Origin of the sequence: uncultured Polaribacter sp. (genome assembly GCF_947497125.1) — a bacterium.
GTDB lineage: Bacteria > Bacteroidota > Bacteroidia > Flavobacteriales > Flavobacteriaceae > Polaribacter.
This window is the reverse complement of sequence record NZ_CANMFI010000004.1, coordinates 226,891-251,952: the sequence shown is the minus strand read 5'-3', so window position 1 is coordinate 251,952 and position 25,062 is coordinate 226,891. Positions and strand designations below refer to the sequence as shown.

The window sequence follows — 25,062 nt, the reverse complement described above, 5'->3', positions numbered from 1 at the left end:
CACAACCAAAATTTATACATTGAGCACTACAAATCCTACTTTTTTTGACACCAATTTTGTTTCTGAGAATCAACAAATTTTATTACCGATTCTAGAAGAAAAAAAAGTAGCCCTTTTTATAAAACGAGAAGATTTAATTCACCCAATAGTTTCGGGAAACAAATTTAGAAAGCTAAAATATAATTTACAAGAAGCTAAAAAATTAAAAAAGAAGGCAGTACTTACTTTTGGTGGTGCCTATTCTAATCACATTGCTGCCACTGCTGTTGCAGGTAAACTAGTAGGTTTAAAAACGTTTGGTATTATTAGAGGAGATGAGTTGGGTAAAAACCTACCACAAACAATAGCCGAAAATGCTACTTTAAAAGTAGCGCAAGATCATGGTATGAAATTTCATTTTATATCTAGAGAGCTTTACAGACAAAAATCGTCTTTTGGGTTTATAGAGAAAATGAAAAATAAATGGGGCGATTTTTATTTGATTCCAGAAGGAGGTACTAATTGTTTAGCAGTAGATGGTTGTCAAGAAATTTTAACCCCGCAAGACGCTGCCTTCGATTATGTTTGTGCTTCAGTTGGTACAGGTGGTACTTTAGCAGGACTGATAAAATCTCTTAAAAAGAAACAGAAAGTAATTGGTTTTCCTGCTTTAAAAGGAAACTTTTTATCCGAAGAAATAAAAAAATATACGATTAAAAATAATAATTGGAGCCTAAAAAAAGACTATCATTTTGGTGGTTATGCAAAATATAACAAAGAATTAATTATATTTATTAATAAATTTAAAGCAGATACTGGTATTCAATTAGACCCTGTTTATACAGGTAAAATGATTTTTGGTATTTTAGATTTAATAGAAAAAGATACTTTTAAAGAAGGTGCTAAAATATTAGCAATCCATACTGGCGGACTACAGGGAATTGCAGGAATAAACAACTTATTAAAACAGAAAGAAGAACCTTTAATTAATGTTTTATGAAATTAAGAATTATAAAATATTCGTTTTTTATTTTACTTTTTTATAGCTGTGGTGCTCATAAAAACAGCCATAAGTCTAGTAAAGATGATAACAACGTTACAAACAAACCGATTGCGAATAATAGTAATTTAAAAGGGGTAAAGAAATTTACCAAAGAGTTGTATAAAAAAAATCCTAGTTTAAGTAAGTTAAAATTAGCTTATATAGAAACTTATGCCTCTATTGCTGTAGAAGAAATGCATAGCAGTAATATTCCTGCAAGTATTACCTTAGCACAAGGTATTTTAGAATCTGGTAGTGGTAGAAGTGAGTTGGCATCAAAATCTAACAATCATTTTGGTATAAAATGTCATTCGGGTTGGTCTGGTAAAAAAGTGTATCATGACGATGATAAGGCTGGTGAATGTTTTAGAAAGTACGAGTATGTTGCCACTTCTTATAAAGATCATTCTGAGTTTTTAACAAAAAGAAAACGATATTCTTTTTTATTTAATTACGATAAAAGAGATTATAAAAGTTGGGCCAAAGGTTTAAAAAAAGCGGGTTATGCTACAGATAAAAAATACCCTAATAAACTAATTACAATTATAGAAAACTATAATTTATATGAGTTTGATACATTAAAAAGAGATGCTGAATTTGATTTTAAAGAATCAAGTAAAGACTCTGTTAAAGAGGTAACTAGTAAATTAGAATCCTATACGGTTGTTAAAGGTGATACTTTATATTCTATTGCTAGAAAATTTAATACTACTGTTAACATTCTTAAAGACTTAAATGATTTGATAGATACTAATCTTGCAATTGGGCAGCAGTTACAAATTAAATAAATTGTAATTATTTACTTGCTAAAACTTGTTTCAAGATTTTTTCTACGCCATAATTATTATTGTCATCTGTGCTGTAGTTTGCAATTTTTAAAATGTCTTTGTGAGCATTTTTCATTGCATAGCTAAAAGAAGCTTCTTGTAACATTTCTATATCATTGTGGTAGTCTCCAAAAACCATAGTTTCTTGTTTAGAAATGTTTAAACTTTGCTGTAGTTCTCTAACAGCATTTCCTTTATTTGCTTTTTCGTCGGAAAGGTCTAACCAGTTTTTGCCAGAAATTTTAATAAAAATTTCGTCTTTAAATTCTTTTAATTTTGGGTAAATATATTTTTCTGAAGATTCATGATGATATATAGCAACTTTTAAAATTTCTGTGGTCTCTAAAGTTTTAAGCAAATCATCAACTTGTGAATAGGTATGGTAGTATTCTTGAAAAAGTGTAGTAAAACCTTTGTTTTTAGTTTCAATAAAAGCAGAATTTTCACTACATAGCACAACTTCGGCACCTTCTATAGTTCTTAAAACAGGTATAATTTTTTTTATCTTACTTTTTGATAGCGGTTGTATAGAAAGTATTTGATCGTTTTTTTTAGCGATTGCACCATTTTCTGCAATAATATAAATATCTTCTTTTAAGGTTGCTAGTTTTTGTAAAATACTATTATACTGTCTTCCACTTGCGGCACAAAAAACAACACCTTTATTTTTAAGATCATCAACTAATTCAAAAAACAAACTACTTACTTCACCTTTATTGTTTAGTAATGTGCCATCCATATCAGATACTACTAATTTTACTTTTGAAAAATCCATAGGTTTTAAAGTAATATTTTTTTAGTAGAATTTCTTTCTACAAGGTCTGTTTTTATGACAATAGTTTCTGGTTCTTTTTTAATTTCAGATTTATCTTCTAATCTATTAATAAGTTTTTCTGCTGCTGTAGCACCCATTATTTCGCCATGCTGACTAACAGTTGTCATTCTAGGACTAGAATGTCTTGCTAAAATTCCGTTTGAAAAAGAAATGACTGAAAAATTTTCAGGTATTTTATGACCTTGTTTTATGGCTACTTTCATTGCAGCAATTGCAGAAGATTCATCGGTAGCAATTACACTATCTATTTTGTTATTTTTTAAAATAGGTTCTAAAATAGCCTCGTAGTTTTTATAATCATCATCAATATTTATAATAAGATTTTTTTCTACTTTTATTTGATGATCCTCTAAGCCTTTTAAGTAGCCTAGCTGCCTTCTTTTTCCAATTTCTAAGTTGCTGATGGTAGATATAAATGCAATATTTTTATGACCAGATTTAACTAAATAGCTAACAGTGCTTCTTGCGCTATCAAAATTATCTGTAACTACTTTGTCGCATTTAATGCTATCTGCAACTCTATCAAACATAACAATTGGCGTACCATTGTCTATAACTTCTTTAAAATGGCCAAACTCATTTTTAGAGACTGTTTCTTCTGCTAAAGACAAAATAAAACCATCAATACTGCCATTCGACAACATTTCAATTGTTTCTACCTCTTTGGTAAAAGACTCGTTAGAAATACAAGAGATTATTTTATATCCTCTTTCATTGGCAACTTTTTCGATCCCATTAAATACTTGTGCAAAAAAGTAATTTAACATATTGGGTATAATAATTCCGATTGTTTTTGTTTGTCTATTTTTTAGACTTAGCGCATTAAAATTTGGTTTGTAGTTATTTGTTTTTGCGTATTTCTGTATTTTTTCTTTGGTGCTTACACTAATTTCATAACTGTCGTTTAAAGCCTTAGAAACAGTAGAAATAGAAACATTAAATTCTTTTGCAATGTCTTTTATGGTAAGTCTTTTCATAAATAAAAATAAATTTAAAGTCTAAAATACAAAAATCATTTTAGATAGGTACAGAATTTATTTATTTAACTAATACAGGTTTGTTTTTTTTGATAATCTCAAAAATTAAGTAGCCATACAAAATGAGATATTCTAAACTAATTACCCATAAATTTTCTTTCCAAGGAAGGTTTGCATAAGATTGATAACTTAAAATAATAACCACACTCCAAACTATCGGGAAACGATATTTTGTAAAAACACAGAGTAAGATTAGTGTTGCTAAATACCACGGATGCATTGTTGTAGTTGTAAAATAGTAAAAAGACAATCCGAATAATAGTGCCGTTATTAATTCTTTTGGATGTGTGTTTTTTCTAAAAAACGTAATAAAACCTAAAAATAGAATTGTTAAAACAGGAATGATTTTTCCAATTGTAGCGATTTCATTATAGCCTCTAAACAAATATCCAATTTCTCTAAAAAGGTAATATAAACTTGCGTTGAATTCAAAATTTCTAAACCACAACCCAACAGAATTCATATAATTATTCAACAATTCTTCATTGTAAAACGGTAAGAAAAATAGAATTGTTGTTCCGATTATAATAATATAAAACAGTAATAATTTTAGTAGTTTATTCGTTTTCGTATTTCGACTCCGCTCGATATGACAATCTCGAACGGACATGACTTTTTTATCTCGAGAAGAGTCGAGAGGTCTTTTTATAAACCATTGATAGAATAATGGTAAAAATAATAACGGAATTAGTTTCACGGAAATAGAGCAAGCAAATAGAATTCCTGCTAAAATTAATCTATTATTCAGTAGTAAATAAATACTCCAAATTAAAAAGAATAACATAACAGGTTCAAAGTGTAAGTTGCCAGTTAATTCAATTATTATAAATGGATTTAATGCATATAAAAAGATGTAATGAATTGGTAAGTTTAGTTTTTCTAATATCTTTTTTCCGAAGTAAATAATTCCGATATCAGCTAAAATGATAATTAGCCTTAACACAATGACCGATCCTAAAATACTTTTGTTTGCAAATAGTGCTGCAATTAAAAAACACAATTGATTTAAAGGCGGATAATTGGTGTAATGACTTCCGTTTAATTCGCCCATACCGGCATAGATTTCTGCTGCTTGAGGTATTGGTACTTGTTGTAGATTTATAAAAGTTTCAGGTAAAGATAAATACGGATTTAGACAGTTTAAAAGCATTCTGCCATCCCAAATAAAACGATAAAAATCTTGTGATAAATTAGGTGTTGCAAACAAAAAAATCAATCGAAATAAAATGGCTAAACCAGTTAAGATTTTAATGTTTTTATCGCCATGTTTTAGAATGAAATAGAACGCTATAAAAAGTGAAATATATAGCAATAGTATATGGCTGAATTCAGTTCTTTCTAATTTGTAAGCAAAGAAAAAATAAAGTATAATTGTTAAAATTGATGCAATTAATAATCCTTTATTTTTACTCTTGAATATCATTATGCTTTTGAAAAAATTGATTTAAAAAACACATAACTAAATCCGAAGAAAAGCATAAAATGAAACGGAAACAAACCAAAATCGCCACCCTGATTTCCAACGATAAAAGCACTGTACATTCCGAAAACAAAATACAAAGCTAATAATCCTTCAATAATAACATGAATAGAGACTTTTTTAGAAATGTATTTGTTCTTTTTCCAGCTGTCTTTTAGCGTATTGATGTTAAATTTAGGTGTTCTTATAAATTCACTTTTCTTACCAAAATGGCCTTCTAGAACAGCAATGGTATTGTGCAAAGAAAAGCCCAATACAACTGTAAAAAAGGTAAAAAAAGCACCAATATATTTTATAAAATTTTTAAATCCGTTGCCATAAATTTTCTTGTACATAAACCAATAGCAGATAAAGAAAATGATAGAGCTAGTTACAAAAAAGCTCATCACATAAAAGAAAGGTTTTAAATGGGCGTACTCGTTTTTTATATACAACATTGGTATGCTTAAAATAGCCACCAAAAATATACAGGTAAACATAGAACTGTTTAATAAATGGAGCAATCCATGAATTTTGGTTTTGGTAGAAATATTTTTATTAATGATGATTCTTTTCATCATTTTTTTAAAATTTTCTGCACCACCCTTATTCCATCTAAATTGTTGCGATCTTGCTGCGCTAATTATAACAGGTAATTCTGCCGGAGTTTCTACGTGTTCTAAATATTTAAATTTCCAGTTTTTAAGCTGGGCTCTGTAACTTAAGTCAATATCTTCTGTAAGCGTATCACCTTCCCAATTTCCGGCATCAATTATGCAATCTTTTCTCCAAGCACCAGCTGTTCCGTTAAAATTTATAAAATGACCTTGGCTATTTCTACCTACTTGCTCTAAGGTAAAATGAGCATCTAAAGCAAATGCTTGAATTTTTGTAAGTGTAGAATAGTTTCTGTTGATGTGCCCCCAGCGCGTTTGTACCACGCCAATTTTTGAGTCTTTAAAATAAGGAATTGTTTCAAGCAACCAGTTTTCTTTAGGTAAAAAATCTGCATCAAAAATGACAATAAACGCTCCTTTTGCAATTTTTAAACCTTCTTTTAAAGCACCAGCTTTAAAACCTTCTCTATTGGTTCTTTTGATGTGTTTGATGTCTATACCAGCTTTTTGTAATTCGTTGATTTGCTTTTCTGTTGAAATAACAGACTCATCGGTAGAATCATCTAAAACCTGAATCTCTAATTTTTCTTTCGGATATTTTAATTTTACAATGTTTGTAAGCAATCTTTCCATTACGTATAACTCATTGTAAACAGGGAGTTGAATGGTTACAAAAGGTATTTCTTCAGGGTTAGAAAAGTCAAACTTTTCTGATGTATCATCTTTTTTTTGTGCTTTTAAGTAATTGATAAGTAAGTTTAGTTGTGCAATTGAATACATAAAAATAAGTATCAAAGAAACTGTGTAAACTGCAATAATTATGTAAGAAATAATCATCATTTAAAACTATATTTAAAAATCCAACCTAATATTTTTATGCCTGCCATAACACTTCCTTTTACGGTTCCAGAAACTTTAGAAACACCTATTCTATTTCTATATTTCATCGGAATTTCTACATAAGATAATTTCTGCTTCAGTGCTTTTAGTTGCATTTCAACGGTCCATCCGTAGGTTTTGTCTTCCATTTTTAGCGCTACTAATTTGTTGTATTTAATGGCTCTAAAAGGACCTAAATCTGTAAAATTTGCGTTAAAAAATAATTTCATTAGAGAAGTTGCTAACCAATTTCCGAAAATTTGTGGCACAGTCATCGAGCCTTTTTCTCTTAATTGTTTAACTCTTGAACCGATTACAAAGTCGATGTCTTTTTCAATTATTGGAGCAACTAATTCTGTTAATTGCTCGGGATAATCTGAATAATCACCATCTAAAAAAACAACAATATCGGTCTTTATAGCTTTATTTTCTATGTAATCCATTCCTTTCAAACAAGCAAAACCATATCCTTTTTGGTTTTCTTTTAAGACAGTTGCGCCAGCTTTTATTGCGTTTTCTTCTGTTTTATCTGTAGAATTATTACTGACAACAATAATTTCATCAACAATTGACGGAATATCTTTAATTACATTAGCAATAGAATCTTGTTCGTTATATGCAGGGATAATAACTTTTATGATTGGTTTCATTTATATAAATCGGACAAACTATTTTCTTTTTTAAAAGATTTTAAATCTGTCCATTCTTTAATTTTTAGACCACTTTTATATTTTTCGGCTTTGATTAATTTATTCTCTTGATATTTAAAACAAAATCCGTTTTTTTGATTTTTTTCTAACTGGCATTTATGTTCTAATTGCCCTTTATAATCATAGAATAACCACCAATTATTTTTTAAGCCATTTTTAAAATGCCCTTCTTTTTTTTTAATTGTATTTCTGGCGTAAAAATACCAATATTTTATTTGTAAATTGTCAATGAAATGACCTTCTTTTTCTAGATTACCGTTCTTGTAATAAAATTTCCAATAGCCATTTTTTTTATTGTTTTTTATCCAACCTTCTTGTTTTATTTGTCCGTTTGAGTAAAATGATTTGTAATATTTTTTTTGAGCATTTATACAAAATGAACATAGAAAAAACAAAATTACAATAGGCTTTTGAAACATTATTTGTTGTTTACCAACTCCATTAAATCAATATCATTGCCTAACAAAATTTCTGTTGGATTGATACGTCCTTTTTCTGGGCCATTTTCTAATTTTAAAACACCACGAGGACAAACTGCAGAACAAACACCACAACCAACACAGCTAGAACGCACAATGTTTTCACCTTTTTGTGCGTAGGCTCTTACGTCAATTCCTTGTTCGCAATAAGTAGAGCAATTTCCGCAAGAAATACATTGACCGCCATTTGTTGTAATTCTAAAACGCGATTTAAATCGTTGTACAAATCCTAAATAAGCTGCTAAAGGACAACCAAAACGACACCAAACTCTGTTTCCAAAAATTGGATAAAATCCTGTTCCTATTACTCCAGCGAAAATAGATCCAATTAAGAACCCATAAATATCTTGAATGGTTTGAGTTTTAATACCTATCACTTGATCAGCACCAGAGAAGAAAGTATACAAGGCAAAACCTGTCATCACTAAAACAAAAACTAATACAGAATGAATAATAATGCGTTCTGCTCTCCAAGAAAGTAATGTTTTACTAGAAAGTTGTCTGTAAGGGTCGCCTAAAGTTTCTGCCAATCCGCCACAACCACAAACCCAAGAACAGTACCATCTTTTTCCGAAGAAATAGACCATAACAGGTACAACAACGATTGTTAAAACAACTCCCCAAACTAATATAAACAATCCAAATCCGCCACTAGAGAGCAGCTCATCTAAATTCCATTTAAAGAAAAAATCATAATCTAAAGGAAATGCATTTTTAAAATCGTACCAAGGTTTTTCGAAGCGAACTAAAATTTCTGGAATTAAAAAAGCAAAGACAATTTGGAAGAATAATACAGATGTTGTTCTTAAAATTTGATACTTATTATGGCGATATTTAATATACATTCTAACAGCCATTACTGTCATCACAACACAATATAAAAATCCATATAAAAACCATTGACTTGCAAGATTTCCACTGATAGATTCACTTATTGGATCTACTAAATACACCCAGTTTACAATATAATCTGGATAGAAATAAAGTAGTATGTAAAAGCTAACTAAAAAGACAAAAGCAAACCAGCCAATCCAACCACGATTTGTGGCTGCGTTTAAGAAAATTCCGTTGTTTTTAATTCCTGGTTTTCCTAATAAAATTACATCGGGTATTATAAATAAAAGGGCGCCAATAATTCCTAATCCAAAAGTTAATAACCACATTAAAATGGGGTTTTTTGCTGCAAATCCAGCGCCTGCTTTTTTAGCCAATTCAAAGCTTAAGCTATGCGGTTTTCCGTAGATTTTATATTGATATTGTTCTCCTTTTTTAGTCCAATTTTTTTCTGAATCGTATTTTGTAATCAATGCCTCATAATGCTCGTTTGAAACTTTATAGGCATTTCTAACTCGGCTAGAAAACTCGAAAATATTTATATTTTCTGATGTTACAACAGCTTTTTGAAGTTCATCTTTAATCAGTTCGTTTTTGTAGTTTTTCTCTTTGATAAATGAATCAAATTCATTAGAATTTAAAGAGAATGAACCTGTGAAAATTGTTCCAGTAAAAATAGTTAAGCCAATTAAAAAAAGGATTAAACCAGATTGTTTTATTGCTTTCATATTATGCGCTAAAGATTCTTGCCCAACTTTTCTTCTTTAATTGGATGTTTGTATTGTTTTCTATATTGAATTTTGCCACAATCTCAGGCTCATGTAATTTGTAAAATTCAGGATCAAAATTAGCATCTGCTAAATGCTCTAAAATATACTGAACAGATTTTTTTTCGGTAAGTGCTTTGTCAAAAAACTCGTGGCGCATTCTAATTCCGAAAGTATTGATGCCAATAAATTCTGAGGTGTTTTTATCATAATTAATGTGAATACATTTTTTGCCACTTTGATGTTCCCAGTAAAAACGAGCTTCGTTTTCCTTTGGTTCTGCCCAAACCCAGCCGTAGGTTTGGTATTCGATGTCTATAAATTTTGCTGAGTTAAACCAATGACCTGGTTTGTATTCAATTTTATTTCCGCAAATAGTTTGCGCAACCGTTTCGCCCATCATTCTACCTGTATACCAAACGGCTTCAATAGGTCTTCTTTGCCCAATTGCCTCATGCTGTTCTGCACAATCTCCAATAGCATAAATATTTTTAATATTGGTTTCTAAAAACCGATTTACTTTTACGCCACGACCAATTTCTAAATCAGTATTTTTTAAAAAATCTATGTTAGGTGTTACTCCAGCAGTCAAACCAACAACATTGCACGCTATTTCTTCATTAGTTTCTGCAATAATTATAGAGCTTACATTACCGTTTTTATCAGCTTTAATTTCTTTTAAATTAACACCTAAACGCAAATCAATATGAGCATCTAAAATTTCTTTATTAATGATGGCAGATTCTTCTTTCGGTAAAACATTACCCCAAAAGCTATTTTCTCTCACTAAAAATGTCACAGGAATATTTCTACTATGTAACATTTCTGCCAATTCAATTCCTATCAAACCACCGCCAACAATTACGGCACGTTTACAAACCTGATTATTTGGTGCATATTTTTCAAGATTTTCTAAATCTTGTTTGTGATACATGCCCATTACGCCATTTAAATCTTGACCTGGCCAGCCAAATTTATTAGGTTTAGAGCCGGTGGCGATTATCAGTTTGTCAAAACTTAATTCTTCACCGTTACTAAATTCAATTTTATTGGCGTTAGAATGTACTTTAGAAACAGTTCCTTTTTTAAGATTGATGCGGTTTTTTTTCCAAAACCAAGATTCATAAGGTTGTGTATGTTCAAATTTCATGTGTCCCATATACACATACATCAATGCAGTTCTAGAAAAGAAATAATCTGTTTCTGCAGAAACGATGGTAATTTCTTTGTCAGAGTTTTTTCTGATGTGCCTTGCAGCGGTAACACCAGATATTCCGTTTCCAATAATAACAATATGTTCCATATTCTTTAATTGATTATTTCTTTTGTCGGTTGGAAAGTTAAGAACTTAATATTATTTATCATTTTAATTTAATTTAGAATCATTATAAATAAAAAATTTAAATTACTTTGTAAGTATCATTTTAATTTTAGACTAATCATATCAATTTACTTTAATTAAAATTATAATGATGAAAAAACACCTTTCAAAGATTTTGTTCGCACATTTATTGTTTGTTTCTTTATGTTCTATTGCTCAAGAAAAAGACGCCAATACAAAAGTTAATACTAACCAAACGAGCAATATACAAACTTATACACCCTCTAAATTATTGAGTAAAGGACAATGGGATGTTAAGTTTTTTAATAATTTATATACAGAAACAAAAGGGGTTTTTAATGGTGTAAAATCCTCTAAAGAAAGAGAAATTTATTTTACAACAAGTTTAGAAGTTTTTACGGGTATAACAGATAATAATCGAGTTAATATTGGGTTGTTGTTAGAATATAGATCTAATACTATTAATGGAAAAGGGGCTACTTCTGTGTTTAATTTTTCTAATCGTAAAGATGCTAGAAACGGATTATCTTCTTTTGCACCAGCAATAAAATGGCAGCCAATAGAGAATGTTGGTAATTTTTCGATACAAAGTGCTTTTCATATTCCATTAATAGACCAAGAAACTAAAAATGGTTTAAAAGACGAAAATGGAACGACTATAAGAGATGCTGTTTTTTTAGACCAAAAAGGGTATACTTTTCAAAATCGTTTTTTTTATGATTATACTTTTCCAAGTAGAGATTGGCAATTATTTACAGAGCTAAATACAGAATATCATTTTGGAGATACTTCTTTAACAGATAATAATGGCAATACAATAAAAGGTAGTTTTGCGAACAATACTGTTGTATTAGCACCGGGTGTTTTTATGAGTTATTTTCCTTCGGATACAACAACAGTTCTAGGATTTGTTCAACATTTTCAGAGAATAGGAGACTTTACCCAAAATTTTACAGCTTTAGGATTTGGTGGTAAATATCAATTAAATCAAACATTAAATTTAGAGGTTTTGTACAGTAAATTTGTAAGAGGTGATGAAACAGGCTTGGGGCAAAGCTTTAATATAGGTTTACGAGCTTTATTTTAGAAAAAAAAAGGTATTTTAGTTGCTTATGAATGTGTATAAAGCGCTTTATTTCTTTATTGTGTTTTTTTGTTTTTCTTGTAAGAGTCAAACAAAAAAGATAAACGGAGTTAGTTTTGTAGCTTCCAGAGATTCTATAAGCAACAAGCATATTTTACCGGTATTAAACATTCATAGTAATTTTATTGCTCTAATGCCCTATAGTTTTATTAGAGATGTTCAAAAGCCAAAAATTGAATTCAATACCCAAAGAGAATGGTTTGGTGAAACTGAAAACGGATTGTTGCAATATGCGCAACAATTTAAGAAAGAGAATGTAAGCATTATGGTAAAACCTCACCTATGGTTAAGGAAAGGTGGTTTTACAGGTAATTTAAAACCAACATCTGAAGAAAATTGGCAACTTTTAGAAAAATCTTACAAAGATTATATGTTAACTTATGCTAAAGTCGCTCAAAAAATAAACGCAGAAATTCTTTGTATTGGTACAGAATTAGAAAAATTTGTAATGCACAGACCAGAATATTGGTTGTCGCTTATCAATGATATTAGAAAAGTGTACAGTGGTAAATTAACCTATGCTGCAAATTGGGATGAGTATAAAAGAATCACTTTTTGGCATCAATTAGATTTTATTGGTATTGATGCTTACTTTCCTTTATCAACAAAAAAAACACCCACTATTTCTGAGCTCGAAACTGGCTGGAAGTCACACAAGGCAGAGATTGTTAAACTTCAAAAAAAATATAAGAAATCAATTTTATTTACCGAATATGGCTATAGAAGTATTGATTATAATGCAAAAGAACCATGGCAATCTAATAGGGTAGAAGGGCAGGTAAATTTAAAAGCACAAAGCAATGCATTGCAAGCAATACACAATCAGTTTTGGCAAGAAGATTGGTTTGCAGGTGGTTTTATTTGGAAATGGTTTCATGAGCATGATAACGTTGGAGGTAAAGATAATAACCGATTTACACCACAAAATAAACCTGCAGAAAAACTTCTAAAAGATTTATATAGTCAATAAATTAATGAAGAGTTGTTACATGATTAAAAAGGTGCTTTTAGGTTATTTTATTCTTCTTTCTGGCTTGCTTTTGGCACAAGAAAAAACAATAAAAGATATTGAATTTGTAGGTCTAAAAAAGCTAAAAACTACTTTTATTAAGAAGGTTATTTCAACTAAAAAAGGGGCTATTTTAGATACGATTCTTTTAAAAGAAGACCTAGTTTTATTAAATAGAATGCCTGCTGTTCGCAATGCCTATTTTACAATATTCGAGAATTCTAACAGCTATAATGTTACAATAGCAATTGTCGAAAATCAAACAATATTGCCAGAGTTTAATGCTTGGACTACCACAAACAAACAATTTGCTTATAAACTTGGTATTTACGACTATAATTTTTTAGGAAAAAATATTTCTTTTGGAGGTTTTTATCAAAAAAATATTTTCAATTCTTATGGCGTTCATTTTAAAGCACCTCAATTATTTTCTAAAAAATGGGGCGCATCTATCAATTATTTAAACTGGAAAAGTGAAGAACCTCTTTACTTCGAAAATAATACAGCTAATTATTCATATCAAAATACTTCATTAGAGTTTTTGGCAATACATCAGTTGCATTTAAAGCATCAATTGAATTTTGGAATTACTTTTTTTAGAGAAAAATACCAATACCTTTCGGGAGAAATAGCCGCAGATATTCCCAGAAAATTAAATTTAAAAAAAGTCTTGTTTAAGGGAGTATATGTGTTTGATAATTTAACGTATTACAATCATTACATCAGTGGTTTTAAAACGAGTTTGCATACTCAATTTGTAACCACCGAAAATAATTATCAGCACCATTTTTTAATCGCTTGGAACGATTTTTTTTATTTCAAAAGAATCGCTTCTACAGCAAACTGGGCAAACAGATTGCGTTTTGGTTTGGCATCTAATAGCAATACACCTTTTGCGCCTTTTGCCTTAGATAACAACATAAATATACGTGGTGTAGGTGTCTTAATTGACAGAGGTACCGGTACTTTTGTGTTAAATTCTGAATATAGACAAACACTTTATGATCAAAATAAAATTGCCATTCAATCTAATTTTTTTGTCGATTTAGGGTCTTGGAGAAAACCAGGTGGTGCACTTTCAGATTTTATAAAAAGCCAAAATATTCACTTGTATTCTGGTGTTGGTTTGCGTTTTATCAGTAAAAAAATATACAATGCTACTTTTAGAATTGATTATGGTTTCCGATTAAATAATTTACAAAACAACGCTAAAGGAGGGTTTGTTTTTGGAATTGGGCAATATTTTTAAATTTTGTTTTTGGGCGTTTTAACGGGCTTTTCATTGTATCTTTTTATTTCAGAAAAAAAATAAAAAGGATGCCATTTCAATCCCTAACGCAGGTCTTTTTTTATAAATATTAGTATTAAAAATAATTTTAGGTTTGTTTAAAAAGCAATAGTTTTGTTTTAAATACGTATAAAGATGAGTACATATGCAATTGGGGATATTCACGGTGGTTTAAAAGCACTTTTACAAGTTTTAAATAAATTAGAAGTTACCCAAAAAGATACCCTAATTTTTATGGGAGATTATGTAGATGGCTGGAGTGAATCTGCACAAGTAATCGAATTTTTAATCAATTTATCAGAAAAAATAAACTGTGTTTTTATAAGGGGCAACCATGATGTTTGGTGTCAAAATTGGTTAAAAGACTCTAAAGATGTAAATCCTTCTTGGTATATGCATGGTGGTAAAGAAACCATCGAAAGTTACGCAGGATTTTCAAATCAAGAAAAACAACAACATCTTACTTTTTTTGATAATACAAAATTATATTATTTAGATACCGAAAACCGTTTGTTTTTACATGCTGGTTTTACGTCTATGCATGGCGTAGAAAAAGAAGTACATAAAGAAACTTTTTATTTAGATAGAACTTTATGGGAAACGGCTTTGGCAATGGATAAAACTATTGAAAAGAACACTGTTTTTTACCCAAAGAGGTTCACTCATTATAAAGAAATTTACATTGGTCATACACCCACAACTAACTTTAATGTTTTAAAACCAATGAACGTTAAAAATATTTGGAATGTTGATACAGGCGCCGCTTTTAAAGGAAAAGTGACAGGCATAGACATTGATACTAAAACATTTGTACAAAGTGATGCTTTACCTAGTTTGTACCCAGATGAAAAAGGTAGAAATTAATTTTTCTTTTTACCAAACGGATACAATTCTTGTTGTAAGAAGTTTTTCGGGAATTTTTCATCACCAGAAAACCCCAATTCAATATCTCTACCAGAATACGGTATGTAGTTTGTTTTAAAAAGATAGTCCCAAATACTAAGTGTAATTCCAAAATTTACTCCTTCTTTTCTGTCTTCTGGTAATTCTTTTGCATGATGCCAAATATGCATTTTAGGATTGTTTAAAATGTATTTAAGCCAACCGTAATTCCAGTTGATATTCGCATGGTTTAAGTGCCCAATGGTAATGTTAAAAAAGTGAACCATGGCTACATCTTGTGCAGAAAAACCACCAATAATTGCCAACGGAATGTATTTTAAAGAATTGTAAACCACAGGCTCCATCCAATGATAACGTAGGTGAGCAGCAAATCCCATTTCTTTTACAGAGTGATGTACTTTGTGAAAATTCCAAAGAAATTCAAACTTATGCAGCAATCTATGTGTACACCATTGTACAAAGTCGATTACAATAAAAAAGATAAAAATTCGTAAAGGAAAAGAAAGTTCGTTAATGGCAATTAACTGAAAATTTGCAATAGAGAGCCCAATATTTGCAAGTAGATCATTAAATATTTGTGCCGCTGTGTTAGAAAAAGCAATAAGCACTAATAGGTTTAATAAAAAGAAGTTAAAAAACATGTAAAAGGTGTCTAACCAAAAATCTTTTCTAAAAAGTGATTGATTTTTTCGCCATGGAAAAATTGCCTCTAATGCCCAAACAGCTATCGAAATAATAATTAAACCATAAAAATAATTTTCCCAATTCAAATCCATTAAAACAGAATTTTTTAGGTAATTCCAGTAATTGGAATAAGAGGTTTTTATGAGTTGTAAATATTTTTCCATCGTTTATCAAATTTACGAACTTCTGCTAGTATTTCAAAAAAAGAGTTTACAATACTTTAATCACTTCTTTAAAAAGAGCAATCATTTTTGGTTCTGCTTTTCCTGCTATTGCAATAATTTCTGAAATATCTACAGGTTGTAAGTTTTTAGGATCGCATTCATCTGTTAAAACGGAAATGGCAGCACAAGGCAAGTTCAATTGTTTGGCAACAATTACTTCTGGCACAGTACTCATTCCAACAGCATCTGTTTCTAAAATTTGCAGCATTCTATATTCTGCTCTGGTTTCTAGTTGAGGTCCTAAAACACTCGTATAAACACCTGTGTGTAGCTTAATATTTTGCGCTTTGGCAATCTCACTTAGTTTGGTATTTATTTCTTTAGAATATGGTGCTAGCATGTCTGCAAAAATGGTTCCAAAAGCACCAGCTCCTTTAAAAGCAAGTGGCGAACTACCTTGTAAGTTAATGTGGTCTTCTATCAACATTAAATCTCCTTTTTTGTAGTTTAAGTTTATAGCGCCAGCCGCATTCGATATTAATAAATTCCCAATACCTAAGCCATGCATTGTTCTAATACCATACGTTACTTCCCAAGGTGAATAGCCTTCGTATAAGTGAAAACGACCAGACATTACAAGTACTTTTTTATCAGAAAGTGTTCCGTAAATAAGCTTTCCAGAATGAAATTCTACTGTTGCTACTGGGAAATTTGGAATATCAGCATACGCAATTTCTTTTTCAATAGTAATTTCGTCTATTAGTTTACCCAATCCAGTACCTAAAACAATACCGATGGTTGGATTTGTAATTCCGTTTTCTTTTAAAAAATCTACAGTTTCTTGTAATTGTTGTTCTTTCATGTATGCTGAATTTAGTTCAGTATTATTTTAAAAAGTGTTGAAAATCTGGATGGTTTTCAATGTCTGCAAACACATCAACATCATTTAATGCTGGTAACAAATGTACTTTTTTATCTTTTAAATCTGATAAAGTAGCTGCCCTAACTGTATCTGTACCCCAATTTTTATTTTTGAATATTTTTTCATGCAAGGTATTCATCCCTAATAAATAATAACCGCCGTCTGTTGCTGGACCCAAAACAACATCTGAAGAATCTAATTGTAGGAATGCTTCATCTATAATTTCTGTGGTTATATCAGGCAAATCACTACCAATGATAATTACTTTTTGATAGCCTTTTTTGAAACTATTTTTAAAAGCCTGTAACATTCTTATACCTAAATCTTCACCATTTTGTAGGTTTTTTTGAAAAGTTGACTCTTCCCAGATATCATTTTCTCTAATTTTTACAGAATAATAAACAGCTTTGTCTGAAGTTACTTTAGAAGTAATTTTTTGTGTCTTTTGAAGTAAATATTTGTAAATTTCTAAGGCTATTTCATCACCTACAGTTTTTGCTAAACGAGTTTTTACTTTTCCTAACTCTGGGTTTCTTGTAAAAATTAAAAGTAATTTTTTATTCATAAATCTTTAGCGTCACTTTTTCAATTGACAACCGACTTTAGTTACAAACAATTATCAATAGGTTTTTTCTCCTTTTGTAAGCCAACGAGACCATTCTTTGTTATAAGCGTGAATTTTTTCTGTTGGCTTATTAAGCGAATCTACTACGGAATAATTGTTGTTTTTCCATTCAAAAATACCACCATATAAATTGTATACATTGGTAAAACCTTCCTCTATTAATTTAGAAGCAATAATTTCTGAACGAATTCCGATTGAGCAGTAAACAACTATTTTTATGGTCTTGTCTTTTGGTAAGTTTTCTATTGTTTTTTGCAGGTTAAAATGATCATAACCTATATTAATTCCGTTTTTTAAATGGCTTACTTTAAATTCTGCGGGTTCTCTTGCATCTAATAACATTGCTTTTGTAGTCACCAAGCTGTCCACAGAAATATACGGAACATTATTTTTGTTGAACTTGTTCAATAACTCATCCAATTTCTTTTGACTAAAAGAAACAGAATGAATCAAAAGAAAAAGGAGTGTTATTTTTTTCATACTTTTTTAATTAGCAACAACCGCCACCGTCGTAATGATAGGTAGATTCAGAAAAATAAATATCATCTCTGCCCAAAGCTTGCAAAGCAGCAGTGGTTTTATCGCAAATTGCCAACGGCTGATTTTTTAATAAGATGTGCCCTAAACCATCATCAAAATAATCTTCATCACCATAATAAATAGCCGCTCTTCCTGTAAAAATACAAGGACCATCTGCTGGCATTGGGTCTTTAATAGCCGCTACTTCTATAGATTCTATATAAATCAATTCGTCTGTTGGGTAATTTTTAGGGTCTAAAATTCTGTAGGGTTTTCTAGCTCTAATCTCTATGGTACCAAAACCAGCATCTGTTAATGCTTTTACATATTCAGCAATAGACAAACTACCACTTAAGCACAATGCACGCAAACGATCGTCATTTCTTAACTCGTCATTCATGGGTTGTTCGCAAGTAGGATCGCTCATTACCAATCTACCGTGTGGTTTTAAAACACGGTACATTTCAGAGATTGCTTTTTTTAAATCGTCAGATTTAAAGATGTTAAATAAACAGTTTTGTGCAGCAACATCAATCGAATTGTCTTCAACAGGTAAATTCATAGCATCTCCTTTTCTAAGATCTACAAAATCACTTTTAAACCAATCGTTTTGCTCTTCGGCAATTTTAAAATTTTTGCGAGAAGCTTCTAGCATTTCATCTACAACATCTAAGCCGATAACGCCTCCTTTATTTCTGTTAAAATAGGCAAACTGAAGCAATTCCATACCACCACCAACACCCACGTACAACATTTTAGGATTGTTGGTTAAGTCTCTGGCGTGCACAGTAGAACCACATCCGTAGTTCATTTCTTGCATAATTCTAGGTATTTTAAGCCCAGGTAATTCCCAAATTGGGTTGGTTGTGCAGCACAATCCAACATCTGGTGTTAGGGCTGCTTCTTTATATACATTATGTGTAGTTTCTAAATAACTCATGTTTTTTGTTTTTACAGAAGTAAATCTACTTCCTTTTTATTTTGTTATGCAACAACACCTTGGCAGCTACTTCCTGCGCCAGCGGTACATCCGTAGCAATGCTGATTGATTACAATATTTCTATTTTGTAAAATTTCTTCATTGTAATCAGAGATGTGTTTTGTTTTTGCATTTACTTTTAAATTTAGCATTTGATTAAAATCGCAATCGTATAAAATTCCGTCCCAACTAACAGAAAGAGTGTTGGTGCACATTACATTTTCTACTGCAGCAGGATTGTAGGCTTCTACAAGATTATACATGTATTCTTCATAGTTTTCTGATGCTATTAAATAGTCTAAAAATCTACTGATAGGCAAGTTTGTAATAGCAAATAAACTATGAAAATCGATGTTAAAATCTGCTTTTAATGCTTTCTTAAAATCATTTTCTAGAGCCATTTGGTCTCCTGGTAAAAAAGCACCAGACGGATTGTAAACCAAGTCTAATTTTAAGTCAGAATTGGGCATTCCGTATCCAACAGCATTCAGTTCTTGTAAGGCTTTTATAGATTTATCAAAAACACCATCACCACGTTGTTTGTCGGTTTTTCCACGTGTCCAATGAGGCATAGAAGAAACCACATGAACGTTGTGTTTTTTAAAGAATTCTGGTAAATCGTGGTATTTTTTATTGGCTCTAATAATGGTTAAATTAGAGCGTACAATAAAATCTTTAATTCCGGCTTTTGCTGCTTCTTCTACAAACCATCTAAAATTAGGATTCATTTCTGGTGCGCCACCAGTTAAATCTAGGGTGTGTGCATTTGTTGTTTTGATGACCTTTAAACATTGTTTCATCGTATCAATCGTCATGATTTCTTTTCTATCTGGCCCTGCATCTACATGGCAATGCGCACATACTTGGTTGCACATATATCCTAAATTGATTTGTAAAATTTCTAATTTTTTAGGACGCAACGGAAACTGATTTGTTTCTTTGATTTTTGATGCAAAAGTGGGCAGTTCACCCGCTGCGAAAATACCACCAGATAAAATTTCTAGTTGTCTTGCAGTATTTGCAATGTCGTTATTTCTGGCTTTTAATGATTTTTTCATGTTTGATGAGCTTTTTTCAGTACCCTTTTTTAAGCTAAACTAGAGTTGTCTCACTCTAGTTTTAAATAAATTGAAACTCACTTTCGCGAGTATAAGAGATTCGCATATTTTGCAAAAGCAAAAAATAGCGCTCTGTTTACATCTCTAATTTATCAACCTTGTTCATCATTTGTACACCGTGCACTAGTGTTGCTCCGCTTTTTATAGCAGCACCAACATGAATGGCTTCCATCATTTCGGGCTTTGTAATGCCACGTTGCAAACCATCTTTGGTGTAGGCATCTATGCAATATGGGCATTGTTCTGTATGAGCAACTGCTAAGGCAATTAAACTTTTTTCTCTAGCGGTTAATGCGCCTTCTTCAAAAACTTTGCCATAATAATCAAAGAATTTGTTTCCTAACTCTTCACTCCATTCTGTTATTTTTCCGAACTTTCTTAGGTCAGAAGCATCGTAATAAGGTTTTGACATTTTTAAAAAATTTAATCAATAAAGATACGTATTATTTGTTGTTAAGCCCCCAGTCATATTCTAAATAACTAATTTTTGCAGTTGGCATTATTTTTATTTTTGAATACTGATTTAGATAATCGATTAGTGAGCTATTTTTAGTAAAATCTTCTTTAAACCAATCGAATATCAATGAGATTTGAAGTTTATTTTGCGATAGTTTATTTTTAGAAACATCGTTTATAAATTCGGTCATTAATTTTTGCAAGTTGGCTTCTATGTTATTTTCAGTAAAAGCAACGTTGAATAACTTAGGGCATGAAATAGAAGCACAATTTACACCTACATGAATTTTAGGATCTGAGAATTTTTTTCTTAAAATTTCATGTTCAATATAATCTAAGGTGTAAGTTTTTCCGCCAACTTTAGCAAACGAAATTTTCCAAGCGTTTTTACCTTTTTCTTTGATGTCTAAAATGCTTTTAATTTTTTTTGTATCAATTGCATGAAGCATTAAATAAATTGTATTTGCGTTGTATGCGTTAATCCAAAAAGCTTTTTGTTTGTTGATAGACCAAGTTTTATCTGGTGATGTTTTTTCTAGATAGTTTAAGTATTGTTTAAGTTTTACACCATCAAAGTTTTTATAATCCACAACACCATTTTCAGAAACATGCGCTTGCAGTAGATTATTAAATACTGAGGTTTGTGCACTAGTTAAATGTGTGTAAAAAGTAATAGCGAGTATTAAAAATATTTTTTTCATAATGAGTTGTTTTATTTTTGTCGCTTATTAATTTAATTAATTACAAAAATTACATTTTAATTTCTGCTCCTTTTTTTAATTTGAACTTCTTTCTAAAAAAATCAATTACTACATACAATATAGGTGTGTCTATTGCAGCGATTAAAACTTTAAATAAAAAACCACTTATTAGTAGATTTTTAAATAGAGACCAAGGTAGTATTTGAAAAGAGCATAATAAAAAAACAACCGTAAAAGTGTCTATAAACTGAGAGGTAAACGTAGAAAAATTATTACGCAACCATAAATGCTTACCATTAGTTTTCTTTTTCCAAAAGTGAAAAATTTTAATATCAATAAATTGAGCAAATAAATAAGCCATCATTGATGCAAATACTGCCAACGGAGATAGCCCAAAGACTTTGTTAAAGGTTGCATTATCTATTGGAGAGCTATTTATGGCTGGCACAAAATCTGCCATTAAAATGATTAACATCGAAAAAAAAGAAGCAAAAATACCGGCAATAACCACTTGATTTGCCTTCTTTTTACCATAAATTTCAGAAAGAATATCTGTAATTAAAAAAGTAATTGGATAAGGAAGTATACCTACAGAAATTTCAAAACGATAGATGCCAAAGGGTTCCCAATAGAAGAATTTTTGAAATATTAAGTTTGATGCAACTAAAGAGGCTATAAATAATGCAGCTAATATTAAATAAATGCTTTCTGCAAGTTGTTTGTCTTTAATTGTCATTTAACAAAATTACTAAATATTGACCGTTTTATCATTAAAATGACCATTATAAACTAGCCCCGATTGAAATGGCATCCTTTTTTTTTGTTTTAAAAAAAGATATAATGGAAAGCGGGAAATAGCTTCAAATAAAAATGTTTATTTTCGCACTCATTTAAACGATTAAAAGTTAAACAAATTTACAAGGCATGAAAGCATATATTTTTCCGGGTCAAGGAGCACAATTTACAGGAATGGGATTGGATTTATACGAAAAAAGTCCATTGGCTCAAGAATATTTTGAAAAAGCAAACGAAATTTTAGGGTTCTCTATTACTGATATAATGTTTGAAGGAACGGCAGAACAGTTAAAAGAAACAAAGGTTACACAACCCGCAATTTTTTTACATTCGGTAATTTTAGCCAAAGTTTTGGGCGATTCTTTTCAGCCAGAAATGGTTGCAGGACATTCTTTAGGAGAGTTATCTGCTTTGGTAGCAAACGGAGTATTAACTTTTGAAGATGGATTAAAATTAGTGTCTAAACGTGCTTTGGCTATGCAAAAAGCATGTGAAATTGCACCAAGCACAATGGCTGCAGTTTTAGGATTAGAGGATGCTGTTGTAGAAGAAACTTGTGCGGCAATTGATGGGGTAGTAGTTGCTGCAAATTACAATTGTCCGGGGCAATTGGTGATTTCAGGGGAAATTTCAGCCGTAGAAAAAGCGTGTGAAGTACTTACAGAAAAAGGAGCAAAGAGAGCTTTGTTATTGCCTGTTGGTGGTGCATTTCATTCGCCAATGATGGAGCCTGCTAGAGCAGAATTAGCTGCTGCAATTGAAGCAACTACTTTTAGCAATCCTACGTGTGCAGTGTATCAAAATGTGGTTGCAAAAGCGGTAACCAATCCAACTGAAATAAAAGAGAATTTAATAGCACAGTTAACGGCGCCAGTAAAATGGACGCAATGTGTGCAAGCAATGGTTGCAGATGGTGGAACTGAATTTATAGAGGTTGGGCCAGGTAAAGTATTGCAAGGGTTAATGCGAAAGATTGACAGAAGTGTTGCTGCAAGTGGCGCTTCTTTTGAATAAAATACTACAAACGATAGTAATTAAGGTCTTAATTTTTTTTAAGGCCTTTTTTTATTTTTATAATCAGATTTTAAAAGATTTTAAAATGAGTACACAAATTTAAGTAAGTGATAAACTATAACTTTATGGGTGTTTTTCCTTAATTAAAGCAGAGAATTAGTGTCACTTTTGTAGAAATATTTTAAAATAGATATTATGAAAGACATCGTAAGACTTGGAGCTCTATTCTCTTTAATTATTCTTTTGTATCAATGCGGAGATAATGATCAGGTACAAAGCGCATTACCAACTGTAACGACTAGTTTGGTTACAAATATTACTTTTACAACTGCAGATTGTGGCGGAATTGTAACAAATAATGGCGGCTCTAATGTTATAAATAGAGGTGTGTGTTGGAGTACAAGTGCTTCTCCTACAATTAATGACAATATTCTTACAGCTAATTTAGACACATTTACGAGTAATATAACAGGTTTAAGTGAGCATGGTGAAACTTATTATGTTAGAGCTTATGCAACAAATTCTGATGGTACCGCATACGGAAATGAGCAAGTTTTTACAAATTGGAATTTAGGTGCAACAAAATGGGCTTTTTTGTTAAATTATAATCCGTCAAATAATAATTACCCAGGAGATGTTGATTTTTTTGCTGATAAAACAACCAAATGGGACGAACCAACCTCTCCTGGTGTGTATACTACTTTTGGAACTTGGACTGTTAATGCAGCTGTTGTAACCTACAACTTTACTGGAGACAATACTGCCGCAAGTTATATTTATACAGGTACTGTTGTAAATAATAGTACTATGAGCGGTACTTTTACTTGGGGTGTTAATCCGCCTAAAACTTTTACGGCGACGAAATACCCATAAATTAAAAATAATTTAAAGAATAAACCTTTTGTAAAAAAAGGTTTATTCTTTGTTTTTTTGTTGCCACTGCCAAGCAGCGTCTAAAGCTTCTTCGAGGTTTTTTTCTGTTTGCCAATTTAATTCTTTATTGGCAATGGTTGTATCTGCATAAGCAGCAGTAATATCGCCTTCTCGTCTGCCAACAATTTTATAGTTTAAAGGTTTTTTAGATACCTTTTCAAAGGTTTTAATAACCTCTAAAACAGAGGTTCCTGTGCCAGAACCTACATTAAAAAATTCAAAATTTTCTTTGTTTTCTTTGTTTATCAAACGCTTTAGAGCTGCAATGTGAGCTTTTGCTAAATCTACTACATGTATATAGTCTCTAACAGCAGTTCCGTCTATTGTTGGATAATCATCACCAAAAACAGCTAGTTCTTTTCTAATACCTGCGGCTGTTTGGGTTACAAAAGGAATTAAATTTTGAGGAACTCCTAATGGTAACTCTCCAATTTTTATGCTCTCATGAGCTCCAATTGGATTAAAGTATCTTAGTGCAATTGCTTGTAAGTTATCTGCTTTACAGGTTTCTTTAATTATTTCTTCTCCAATTTGTTTGGTGTTTCCGTAGGTAGATTCTGCCGTTTTAACCGGTGCGTTTTCTGTAATTGGCAATTGATCTGCTTGACCATAAACAGTACAAGAAGAAGAGAAAATGAAATTAGTTATTTTTCGATCTCTCATTTCTTGAAGCAAATAAACTAGGCTACCAATATTATTTTCATAATAGTCTAATGGATTTTGCATGCTTTCGCCTACAGCTTTAAAGGCTGCGAAATGAATAATACCATCAATTTTGTGATTGTTAAAGAATAATTTAACATCTTCTTTTACTCTTAAATCAATGTTATGGTATTCTGGCTTTAACCCTGTAATTTCTGTTATTTTATCTAAAACACTTATTTTAGTATTCGATAAATTATCAATAATTATAACTTCAAAACCAGCATTTTGAAGTTCTACAACCGTATGAGAACCTATAAAACCTAAACCACCTGTAACTAAAATTTTTTTCATTTTCA

26 protein-coding genes are annotated in these 25,062 nt (G+C 30.9%); 8 read left to right on the top strand and 18 right to left on the bottom strand.

Going from position 1 to position 25,062, the window contains the following annotated elements; translation table 11 throughout:
- Positions 1 to 19 precede the first annotated feature (19 nt).
- Together Q0678_RS08165 and Q0678_RS08160 are read left to right on the top strand one after the other, a co-directional pair.
- Positions 20 to 979 carry a 1-aminocyclopropane-1-carboxylate deaminase/D-cysteine desulfhydrase gene (locus Q0678_RS08165; RefSeq protein ID WP_299056435.1) on the top strand — a complete coding sequence of 320 codons (960 nt, stop codon included), beginning with the start codon at positions 20 to 22 and terminating at the stop codon, positions 977 to 979.
- On the top strand, positions 976 to 1,809 hold the full coding sequence (locus Q0678_RS08160; RefSeq protein ID WP_299056432.1) for a glucosaminidase domain-containing protein: 834 nt from the start codon (positions 976 to 978) through the stop codon (positions 1,807 to 1,809). Before Q0678_RS08165 ends, Q0678_RS08160 begins: the two co-directional genes overlap by 4 nt.
- Before the next feature lie 7 nt (positions 1,810 to 1,816).
- Here the strand turns inward: Q0678_RS08160 and Q0678_RS08155 are convergent, their stop codons facing one another.
- The 8 genes from Q0678_RS08155 to Q0678_RS08120 all read right to left on the bottom strand — a co-directional run bounded on the left by Q0678_RS08155 (position 1,817) and on the right by Q0678_RS08120 (position 10,768).
- A complete protein-coding gene (locus Q0678_RS08155) occupies positions 1,817 to 2,623 on the bottom strand; it encodes an HAD family hydrolase (protein WP_299056430.1) in 807 nt (268 codons plus the stop codon).
- Between the two features lie 5 nt (positions 2,624 to 2,628).
- Entirely contained in the window at positions 2,629 to 3,660 is a 1,032-nt protein-coding gene (locus Q0678_RS08150; protein ID WP_299056427.1) for a LacI family DNA-binding transcriptional regulator, read from the bottom strand.
- Positions 3,661 to 3,721: 61 nt separating this feature from the next.
- Positions 3,722 to 5,143 carry a mannosyltransferase gene (locus Q0678_RS08145; RefSeq protein WP_299056424.1) on the bottom strand — a complete coding sequence of 474 codons (1,422 nt, stop codon included), beginning with the start codon at positions 5,141 to 5,143 and terminating at the stop codon, positions 3,722 to 3,724.
- Complete coding sequence (locus tag Q0678_RS08140; RefSeq protein WP_299056619.1) at positions 5,143 to 6,633, bottom strand: cellulose synthase family protein; 1,491 nt, start codon at positions 6,631 to 6,633, stop codon at positions 5,143 to 5,145. Before Q0678_RS08140 ends, Q0678_RS08145 begins: the two co-directional genes overlap by 1 nt.
- Complete coding sequence (locus Q0678_RS08135; RefSeq protein WP_299056422.1) at positions 6,633 to 7,325, bottom strand: glycosyltransferase family 2 protein; 693 nt, start codon at positions 7,323 to 7,325, stop codon at positions 6,633 to 6,635. Before Q0678_RS08135 ends, Q0678_RS08140 begins: the two co-directional genes overlap by 1 nt.
- The gene (locus Q0678_RS08130; protein ID WP_299056420.1) at positions 7,322 to 7,804 is read right to left on the bottom strand and encodes a hypothetical protein; all 483 of its coding nucleotides are present in this window, start codon (positions 7,802 to 7,804) and stop codon (positions 7,322 to 7,324) included. The genes Q0678_RS08135 and Q0678_RS08130 overlap by 4 nt, the downstream gene beginning before the upstream one ends.
- Entirely contained in the window at positions 7,804 to 9,426 is a 1,623-nt protein-coding gene (locus Q0678_RS08125; protein ID WP_299056418.1) for a 4Fe-4S dicluster domain-containing protein, read from the bottom strand. Before Q0678_RS08125 ends, Q0678_RS08130 begins: the two co-directional genes overlap by 1 nt.
- Position 9,427: 1 nt before the next feature.
- Complete coding sequence (locus Q0678_RS08120; RefSeq protein ID WP_299056414.1) at positions 9,428 to 10,768, bottom strand: FAD/NAD(P)-binding oxidoreductase; 1,341 nt, start codon at positions 10,766 to 10,768, stop codon at positions 9,428 to 9,430.
- A 193-nt stretch (positions 10,769 to 10,961) separates the two neighbouring features.
- On the opposite strand from Q0678_RS08120, the gene Q0678_RS08115 reads away from it, so the two are divergent.
- From Q0678_RS08115 to Q0678_RS08100, 4 genes are all read left to right on the top strand, one after another.
- The gene (locus Q0678_RS08115; RefSeq protein ID WP_367181508.1) at positions 10,962 to 11,894 is read left to right on the top strand and encodes a hypothetical protein; all 933 of its coding nucleotides are present in this window, start codon (positions 10,962 to 10,964) and stop codon (positions 11,892 to 11,894) included.
- Positions 11,895 to 12,084: 190 nt separating this feature from the next.
- Positions 12,085 to 12,921, top strand: coding sequence for a glycoside hydrolase (locus Q0678_RS08110; RefSeq protein ID WP_367181507.1), 837 nt, complete (start codon positions 12,085 to 12,087; stop codon positions 12,919 to 12,921).
- A 19-nt stretch (positions 12,922 to 12,940) separates the two neighbouring features.
- Positions 12,941 to 14,209, top strand: coding sequence for an outer membrane protein assembly factor (locus tag Q0678_RS08105; protein WP_299056410.1), 1,269 nt, complete (start codon positions 12,941 to 12,943; stop codon positions 14,207 to 14,209).
- Between the two features lie 174 nt (positions 14,210 to 14,383).
- The gene (locus Q0678_RS08100; RefSeq protein ID WP_299056408.1) at positions 14,384 to 15,112 is read left to right on the top strand and encodes a metallophosphoesterase family protein; all 729 of its coding nucleotides are present in this window, start codon (positions 14,384 to 14,386) and stop codon (positions 15,110 to 15,112) included.
- Here the strand turns inward: Q0678_RS08100 and Q0678_RS08095 are convergent.
- From Q0678_RS08095 to Q0678_RS08055, 9 genes are all read right to left on the bottom strand, one after another.
- A complete protein-coding gene (locus tag Q0678_RS08095; protein WP_299056406.1) occupies positions 15,109 to 15,999 on the bottom strand; it encodes a sterol desaturase family protein in 891 nt (296 codons plus the stop codon). The genes Q0678_RS08100 and Q0678_RS08095 overlap by 4 nt on opposite strands.
- A gap of 46 nt (positions 16,000 to 16,045) precedes the next feature.
- A complete protein-coding gene (locus Q0678_RS08090) occupies positions 16,046 to 16,861 on the bottom strand; it encodes a purine-nucleoside phosphorylase (RefSeq protein WP_299056404.1) in 816 nt (271 codons plus the stop codon).
- Positions 16,862 to 16,883: 22 nt separating this feature from the next.
- Entirely contained in the window at positions 16,884 to 17,486 is a 603-nt protein-coding gene (locus tag Q0678_RS08085) for a TIGR04282 family arsenosugar biosynthesis glycosyltransferase (protein ID WP_299056401.1), read from the bottom strand.
- A 54-nt stretch (positions 17,487 to 17,540) separates the two neighbouring features.
- The gene (locus Q0678_RS08080; protein ID WP_299056397.1) at positions 17,541 to 18,026 is read right to left on the bottom strand and encodes a rhodanese-like domain-containing protein; all 486 of its coding nucleotides are present in this window, start codon (positions 18,024 to 18,026) and stop codon (positions 17,541 to 17,543) included.
- Positions 18,027 to 18,036: 10 nt separating this feature from the next.
- Positions 18,037 to 19,005, bottom strand: a complete 969-nt coding sequence (gene arsM, locus Q0678_RS08075; RefSeq protein WP_299056394.1) for an arsenosugar biosynthesis arsenite methyltransferase ArsM — start codon at positions 19,003 to 19,005, stop codon at positions 18,037 to 18,039.
- A gap of 44 nt (positions 19,006 to 19,049) precedes the next feature.
- The gene (gene arsS / locus Q0678_RS08070) at positions 19,050 to 20,102 is read right to left on the bottom strand and encodes an arsenosugar biosynthesis radical SAM (seleno)protein ArsS (protein ID WP_299056391.1); all 1,053 of its coding nucleotides are present in this window, start codon (positions 20,100 to 20,102) and stop codon (positions 19,050 to 19,052) included.
- A gap of 136 nt (positions 20,103 to 20,238) precedes the next feature.
- Positions 20,239 to 20,574, bottom strand: a complete 336-nt coding sequence (locus Q0678_RS08065; protein ID WP_299056388.1) for an arsenosugar biosynthesis-associated peroxidase-like protein — start codon at positions 20,572 to 20,574, stop codon at positions 20,239 to 20,241.
- A 31-nt stretch (positions 20,575 to 20,605) separates the two neighbouring features.
- Entirely contained in the window at positions 20,606 to 21,319 is a 714-nt protein-coding gene (locus Q0678_RS08060) for a DUF547 domain-containing protein (RefSeq protein WP_299056385.1), read from the bottom strand.
- A gap of 49 nt (positions 21,320 to 21,368) precedes the next feature.
- Positions 21,369 to 22,055 carry a queuosine precursor transporter gene (locus Q0678_RS08055; RefSeq protein WP_299056382.1) on the bottom strand — a complete coding sequence of 229 codons (687 nt, stop codon included), beginning with the start codon at positions 22,053 to 22,055 and terminating at the stop codon, positions 21,369 to 21,371.
- A 188-nt stretch (positions 22,056 to 22,243) separates the two neighbouring features.
- Here Q0678_RS08055 and fabD point away from each other — a divergent pair, with 188 nt between their 5' ends.
- Both fabD and Q0678_RS08045 read left to right on the top strand, forming a co-directional pair.
- Positions 22,244 to 23,128 carry an ACP S-malonyltransferase gene (gene fabD / locus Q0678_RS08050; protein WP_299056379.1) on the top strand — a complete coding sequence of 295 codons (885 nt, stop codon included), beginning with the start codon at positions 22,244 to 22,246 and terminating at the stop codon, positions 23,126 to 23,128.
- A gap of 195 nt (positions 23,129 to 23,323) precedes the next feature.
- Positions 23,324 to 24,001, top strand: a complete 678-nt coding sequence (locus tag Q0678_RS08045) for a hypothetical protein (RefSeq protein ID WP_299056376.1) — start codon at positions 23,324 to 23,326, stop codon at positions 23,999 to 24,001.
- Between the two features lie 42 nt (positions 24,002 to 24,043).
- On the opposite strand, the gene galE is transcribed toward Q0678_RS08045, so the two are convergent.
- Positions 24,044 to 25,057, bottom strand: coding sequence for a UDP-glucose 4-epimerase GalE (gene galE / locus Q0678_RS08040; RefSeq protein WP_299056373.1), 1,014 nt, complete (start codon positions 25,055 to 25,057; stop codon positions 24,044 to 24,046).
- Positions 25,058 to 25,062: the final 5 nt, after the last annotated feature.

What these genes read in the sequence shown, in the direction of transcription:
- Q0678_RS08130 (WP_299056420.1), bottom strand. Translation starts at nt 7,804, where the DNA reads ATGTTTCAAAAGCCTATTGTAATTTTGTTTTTTCTATGTTCATTTTGT.
- Q0678_RS08065 (WP_299056388.1), bottom strand. Translation starts at nt 20,574, where the DNA reads ATGTCAAAACCTTATTACGATGCTTCTGACCTAAGAAAGTTCGGAAAA.
- Q0678_RS08140 (WP_299056619.1), bottom strand. Translation starts at nt 6,633, where the DNA reads ATGATTATTTCTTACATAATTATTGCAGTTTACACAGTTTCTTTGATA.
- Q0678_RS08055 (WP_299056382.1), bottom strand. Translation starts at nt 22,055, where the DNA reads ATGACAATTAAAGACAAACAACTTGCAGAAAGCATTTATTTAATATTA.
- Q0678_RS08160 (WP_299056432.1), top strand. Translation starts at nt 976, where the DNA reads ATGAAATTAAGAATTATAAAATATTCGTTTTTTATTTTACTTTTTTAT.
- Q0678_RS08045 (WP_299056376.1), top strand. Translation starts at nt 23,324, where the DNA reads ATGAAAGACATCGTAAGACTTGGAGCTCTATTCTCTTTAATTATTCTT.
- Q0678_RS08135 (WP_299056422.1), bottom strand. Translation starts at nt 7,325, where the DNA reads ATGAAACCAATCATAAAAGTTATTATCCCTGCATATAACGAACAAGAT.
- Q0678_RS08080 (WP_299056397.1), bottom strand. Translation starts at nt 18,026, where the DNA reads ATGAAAAAAATAACACTCCTTTTTCTTTTGATTCATTCTGTTTCTTTT.
- Q0678_RS08125 (WP_299056418.1), bottom strand. Translation starts at nt 9,426, where the DNA reads ATGAAAGCAATAAAACAATCTGGTTTAATCCTTTTTTTAATTGGCTTA.
- Q0678_RS08155 (WP_299056430.1), bottom strand. Translation starts at nt 2,623, where the DNA reads ATGGATTTTTCAAAAGTAAAATTAGTAGTATCTGATATGGATGGCACA.
- Q0678_RS08145 (WP_299056424.1), bottom strand. Translation starts at nt 5,143, where the DNA reads ATGATATTCAAGAGTAAAAATAAAGGATTATTAATTGCATCAATTTTA.
- arsM (WP_299056394.1), bottom strand. Translation starts at nt 19,005, where the DNA reads ATGAGTTATTTAGAAACTACACATAATGTATATAAAGAAGCAGCCCTA.
- Q0678_RS08105 (WP_299056410.1), top strand. Translation starts at nt 12,941, where the DNA reads ATGATTAAAAAGGTGCTTTTAGGTTATTTTATTCTTCTTTCTGGCTTG.
- Q0678_RS08120 (WP_299056414.1), bottom strand. Translation starts at nt 10,768, where the DNA reads ATGGAACATATTGTTATTATTGGAAACGGAATATCTGGTGTTACCGCT.
- Q0678_RS08150 (WP_299056427.1), bottom strand. Translation starts at nt 3,660, where the DNA reads ATGAAAAGACTTACCATAAAAGACATTGCAAAAGAATTTAATGTTTCT.
- Q0678_RS08060 (WP_299056385.1), bottom strand. Translation starts at nt 21,319, where the DNA reads ATGAAAAAAATATTTTTAATACTCGCTATTACTTTTTACACACATTTA.
- Q0678_RS08110 (WP_367181507.1), top strand. Translation starts at nt 12,085, where the DNA reads ATGCCCTATAGTTTTATTAGAGATGTTCAAAAGCCAAAAATTGAATTC.
- fabD (WP_299056379.1), top strand. Translation starts at nt 22,244, where the DNA reads ATGAAAGCATATATTTTTCCGGGTCAAGGAGCACAATTTACAGGAATG.
- Q0678_RS08085 (WP_299056401.1), bottom strand. Translation starts at nt 17,486, where the DNA reads ATGAATAAAAAATTACTTTTAATTTTTACAAGAAACCCAGAGTTAGGA.
- Q0678_RS08095 (WP_299056406.1), bottom strand. Translation starts at nt 15,999, where the DNA reads ATGGAAAAATATTTACAACTCATAAAAACCTCTTATTCCAATTACTGG.
- Q0678_RS08100 (WP_299056408.1), top strand. Translation starts at nt 14,384, where the DNA reads ATGAGTACATATGCAATTGGGGATATTCACGGTGGTTTAAAAGCACTT.
- arsS (WP_299056391.1), bottom strand. Translation starts at nt 20,102, where the DNA reads ATGAAAAAATCATTAAAAGCCAGAAATAACGACATTGCAAATACTGCA.
- galE (WP_299056373.1), bottom strand. Translation starts at nt 25,057, where the DNA reads ATGAAAAAAATTTTAGTTACAGGTGGTTTAGGTTTTATAGGTTCTCAT.
- Q0678_RS08090 (WP_299056404.1), bottom strand. Translation starts at nt 16,861, where the DNA reads ATGAAAGAACAACAATTACAAGAAACTGTAGATTTTTTAAAAGAAAAC.